Genomic DNA, 4061 nt, shown 5'->3' on the forward strand with positions numbered 1-4061 from the left:
CTGGGAGTGAGCGGGGGGAAAATTCAGGTACTTTTTCCCTGAAAATTAGGTAATTGACCAGATGAAAATCGGTAAAACCCTACACCCCACACCCCACACCCCACACCCTGCCCCCACGAAAAACTTTTTCAGCAAACCCTACTTAAGAGGGCTTTTCCTACCCCCAGTTTTTCCTGCGGGAAAAACTTAGGGTCAAGCCACCATTCAGACTGTCCAAGGAATAACTTTTTTATGTCCACAGGATTTCTACTTGCCCAAACCAGAAAAATTTGTTATAATTTTATCCGAGTAGCCGTTAGGGTCCCCCGACCTCTAGACGAACTCAAATTATCATAACCGTGAGGAGTTGAGATTAAAAACATGGCAATCAGTCCAGAAGTGTACGCTTCGTTAAATATTCTTTATGCTTCCCAAGCTCCGTCAGCCTCTGACATTAGCTTGTGGCAGACTAACCCTAGCTTGACATCCCTGACCTGGGAAGAAACGGTTCTTGTTTTCGCCACTTCGACCGCAGCCCAAGAAACCTATCCCCTCCTAGCTGCCCCTGGAGCCGCCACCGATGCTACCAGAAAGCAGTACGTTCTAGAGGTCTTTAACAATGCCTACGGCCTACAAGAAGCCGATTTAGACCCCGCCGAGATTGACTACTGGGTTGAATGGCTCGGTCTCACCAATTCCGACGGTAGTCCCGCCGACAGCGATGGCAACGGCATTCCTAATATTTTAGATTTCCCCATCGTCCTTAACCAGTTCCAGCCCCCTGCAATTCAACAGGCCCTGGTCAACCGGGCAGAAGTAGCTCTTGATTTCGCTGCCCAGTTCCAACTGCAAGGTATTACTAGCTTTACCGAGGAATACTACAACACCTCTTGGAGCATCCTCGAAACCGTCACAGCAGAAGAGGCTAGTGTTACTGCGGCCAAAGACCTTAATATTTTGGCGGCCCAGGCGGCGGCTGGTGTGGGCAACAGTGCCATCCTCACCGCAGGTGTGGACATACTCACCGCCAATAGCTTCCTCGCTCCGACGGTCAATAATTTCGGTGAATTTAACGCCACCTTCAACAGTGGTGACAATCTCACCGGTTCCGGCACCAACCCCACCTTGACAGTTCTCAACACCGGTGGAGACACCCTCAATACCGGTCCAGTGCTACCGACGATGAAGGGCATCGAGACCCTCAACGTGGTTAATACGGGCAAAGATGCCTTATTACAGGTATTCGGTGCTAATGTTGTTGGGGTTAAAAATGTTGACCTATCAGATAGCACAAAAGGACTTGATCTCAGCAACTTCCAGACGGCGGTAGAAAAAGTCTCGGTCAATCGTACTGGCCTCACTGCTGACGTACCACTCACTATCACTATTGCGGGTGCCGCTCTAGCGGGTAGTGAAGATACAGTGGCTGTCACCCTCAATCAGGTGGGTAGCTTCAGCCCCGTCACCGGTGCTGCTGCCACTTTCTTAACCTTAGGACTTAGTCCGGTATCGGGTAACAATGGTTACGAAAAGATTTCCATCGAAAGCAAGGGTCTAGCCAACGCTGTGAAGGCACTAACCGCCACTGGCTCGAAGGAAATCACCATCACTGGAGATCAGGATCTCCTCATCGCTGCTGCTCTCCCCAACACCGCCACCAAGCTGGACGCTTCTGCCCTTGAAGGTGATCTGGACGTGACTGCGGGCAACGGTACAGTGGATTTCCTCGGCGGCAAAGGTAATGACACTTTCCGTTTCAAGGCAGGTGAGTTCACTGCCACCGATAAAGTGGACGGTGGCGACGGTGCCAACACTTTAGCAGTAGCGGCGGCAGATGCAGAAACCATTACCGCAGCCGATACCAACATCAAAAATACCCAAAGCCTGACCTTATCTAGTGGAGGCACGGCTAACAAGACTCTCCGGGCTGACCTAATCGGTGATAAGATCACCACGGTGACCCTAGCCGCACCGACTGCGGATAACTACACGATCCGCTTTGCCGCAGGTGCCAACTCGGTTAACGTCTTAAAGAATACATCTGTTGGTTTTACTCTCAACGTACAAGCCAATGGTGGTGGTAACAACGATTCTTTGACCTTCACCATCGACGGCGATGATCCCACTACTCCTTTGCAAACAGAAAAGGCTAACATTGCTGTCGGCAACCTCAACCTGAATAACACCGACACGCCTAACCTCTCGATCGAGCAACTTAAGCTTGTCGTCAATAACTCTGGCGCTGGTACTCATAAAATTGGCGCAATAACCCTTCCTCAGACCCCTGGTGTGGTGGAAACCATCACCATCACTGGTAACTCCAGCCTGACAATCATTGGTGCAGTGACAGCCGAGAAATTGGATGCTTCTGGTCTGACGGAGGCAACCGCTGGAACCACTGGTTTAACCATGACGCAAGTATCTAACCCGGGATCTACTGTGGGAATTAACCTCACCGGCTCCACTTTCGATGATGCTCTGTTTGGTAGTAAGAACAATGACTTCATCAGTGGCGGTACTGGAAAAGACACCATCACTGGTTCTGTTGGTCCTGACCAGATCACATTAGGGGATGGGTTCGATACGGTTATCTTCACCAAGGCTGTGGCTGGAAATGCAGCGTTAAATGTGCAAGCTAGTTACAGCACCGTCACCGATTTCCTCACTGGTGCCACCAAAACTACCACCGACCTCATTACGATTTCAACCGCTGGTGTTAGTGGTGCTACTGCCCCCTTAGAGACCCTTAAGAATACTGCTGTGGCTGCTGGTGATGAGGTGGCGACTATCTCGGTGGCCCAGGGTGCTACGGTTAACCTATCAACCGAGACGGCCAATTTCCTCAGACTCACGGAGACAGGCAATAACACGGCAGGTAACACCGCACAGGAAGGCTTTAATGCCGCTATCGCTGGTGGAGAGATCACTGTTGGTGCGGCTGGTATTGATATTCTCACCTCCTACTACGATTCGGCTAATAGCCAGATGGTATTGGGTGTAGTCAATAGTGGTGGCGATGCGAAGATTAAAGCGACAGATGTTTTCACCGTCATTTCCCGCGTGGAGATGACTGCTGGAGATTACGCTATCTTCGGCAACGCTCAGTTTAACACTTTCATTGCTTAATCCTCTGCCCCTCGGCTAGAAAAAACCTCCCCTTATCGGGGGGGTTTTTGGTTTTTTCTAGTTCTAGGGTTCTACCTTTGCCTCCTGTGAGTAACGCACAGAAAACGGGTTTCTCCGAGAAACCCGTTTTCTACCTTTGCCCCTACTTTTTCAGCTTTTCTGGGGGAAGTAGTAGGGTTAATTCATGAATTAACTCTCATAGTAGGGTTAATTCATGAATTAACCCTACCCTTGATCCCCCCTTAATCCCCCCTTGATAAGGGGGGTGTCGATCCCCCCTTCCCTCCTTGATAAGGGGGGTGATAGCTTCAATTTCCTCGCGACTTTTCTGGGGGAAATCGCTTTAAGAGTTCCTGCTTAGAACACTGTAGGAGTAAAGGGGTAAATTCTTCCGGGGACAGTTGTAAAATCCGGCTGATAATAGCTTGAATTTCTGGGTCTAACTCACCAAAACGGACTCGGAGCAGGTTTTCCACCACCAGACGTTCCCCCTCTTGCAGACCCCGTTCTAGACCCCGTTCTAGACCCCGTTCTAGACCCCGTTCTTCTCCTTCGGCCAGTGCCTCTTGATAGACTCTCGTTTGTTTTAAATCACTTAGTCCAAACATAGCTTCAATTTCCTTGCGACTTTTCTGGGGGAATTTGTAAATAATGATACTTTCGATTAGATTAATTAACTGCCGTTGACTGGACTGGTCGGTGATTTCTTCTCTGGTGCGCTCGATTAGGGTTTGAGCAGTTCTCACCGCTGCTGTTTCCGACTCTACTACTAATTTAATCACACCAATTCCTAAGGAGGGATTGTCCCTTGGGGCCAATTCATCGAGATAAATGCGTCTAACACTCGATAAATTGAGGATTTCGCCAAAATGTAGGGATTGTTCCCGTTCCACCCCACGATGGGGATAAATGACGACAATTTGCCAGGGGTGAGGTGGTTGATATTGTTTTAAAAA

3 protein-coding genes are annotated in these 4061 nt (G+C 49.6%); 2 read left to right on the top strand and 1 reads right to left on the bottom strand.

Translation table 11 applies throughout. From position 1 onward, the window contains the following. Positions 1-61: 61 nt before the first annotated feature. Both PX481_RS21215 and PX481_RS21220 read left to right on the top strand, forming a co-directional pair. Positions 62-190, top strand: a complete 129-nt coding sequence (locus PX481_RS21215) for a hypothetical protein (RefSeq protein WP_288023956.1) — start codon at positions 62-64, stop codon at positions 188-190. 188 nt (positions 191-378) lie between these two features. Continuing rightward, positions 379-3105, top strand: coding sequence for a beta strand repeat-containing protein (locus tag PX481_RS21220; protein ID WP_288095838.1), 2727 nt, complete (start codon positions 379-381; stop codon positions 3103-3105). A 308-nt stretch (positions 3106-3413) separates the two neighbouring features. Here PX481_RS21220 and PX481_RS21225 read toward each other — a convergent pair. Continuing rightward, positions 3414-4061: DUF2887 domain-containing protein (locus PX481_RS21225; protein WP_288095840.1), on the bottom strand; the 648-nt coding region annotated here is incomplete at its 5' end.

This window comes from Microcystis sp. M53603_WE2, assembly GCF_030065435.1.

What these genes read in the sequence shown, in the direction of transcription:
- PX481_RS21215 (WP_288023956.1), top strand. Translation starts at nt 62, where the DNA reads ATGAAAATCGGTAAAACCCTACACCCCACACCCCACACCCCACACCCT.